Source organism: Rhodococcus sp. R1101 (assembly GCF_000278445.1).
Lineage (GTDB): Bacteria > Actinomycetota > Actinomycetes > Mycobacteriales > Mycobacteriaceae > Rhodococcus > Rhodococcus gordoniae.
In genome coordinates this window covers 1-1039 of the sequence record NZ_AJVB01000783.1, presented here as the reverse complement: position 1 = coordinate 1039, position 1039 = coordinate 1, and the positions used below count along the sequence as shown (strand labels likewise).

General features: G+C 67.4%; 1 protein-coding gene. It reads right to left on the bottom strand.

Translation table 11 applies throughout. The features are described from left to right. Window positions 1–1039, bottom strand: a 1039-nt coding sequence (locus tag R1101_RS0124165; protein WP_016935719.1) for a universal stress protein, incomplete at both ends; no start/stop codon positions are given.

Genomic DNA, 1039 nt, shown 5'->3' with positions numbered 1-1039 from the left:
CTTTGAGCAGCAGTCCCGACAGCAGGGCCGCAACGATGGCCGGGCCGACGCCGCCGAACAGTGCGACGACGAGGATGACCACGAAGAACAACGCGTTCTGGCCGGCCACTCCCGACAGTCGGTCCACTCCGGCCATCAGGGCGGTGGCGACAAAGGGGATGAGGATCGCTGCGATCCAGGACTGCAGGCGGTGGTCGCGGCGGCCCAGCAGTGCCATCTTCGGTGCGCGGCTCGTGTGTTCGTGGGTGACCATGTGCACGTCGATCCTGCCCGAGTCGCGCACGACCGCTGAGCTGATCCCCTCGTCGAGGATGCGTGCCCATCGCGAGCGGCGGGATGTACCGATCACCAGCTGGGTGGCGTTCACCTCCCGCGCGAAGTCGAGCAGTGTAGTGGGTACGTCGTCGCCGACGACGCTGTGCACGCTCGCTCCCACACTCTCTGCCACGGTTCGGACCTTCGTCATCTGCGGCGCCGAAACACCGGTGAGTCCGTCGCCGCGTACGACGTGCACAACCATCAGCTCGGCGCCGGCCCGACCGGCGATTCGGCTGGCGCGCCGGACCAGTGTTTCGGATTCGGGTCCGCCGGTGACGGCCGCGACGACCCGTTCGCGGGCCTCCCAGGTGGCGGTGATGGCATGGTCGCCGCGGTACTTGGCCAGAGCGACGTCGACCTGGTCTGCGAGCCAGAGCAGGGCGATTTCGCGCAGGGCGGTCAGGTTGCCCTCGCGGAAGTAGTTGCGCAGGGCGGCATCGATCTTCTCGGCGGCATACACGTTGCCGTGTGCGAGGCGTCGCTGGAGCGCCTGAGGGGTGATGTCGACGAGTTCGACCTGCTCGGCGCGGCGCACCACATCGTCGGGGACGGTCTCGCGCTGGACCACACCGGTGATCTGCTCGACGACGTCGTTGAGGGATTCGAGGTGCTGGATGTTCACGGTGGACAGTACGTCGATGCCTGCGTCGAGCAATTCTTCGACGTCCTGCCATCGCTTCGGGTGACGGCTGCCCGGAGCGTTGGTGTGGGCGAGCTCGTC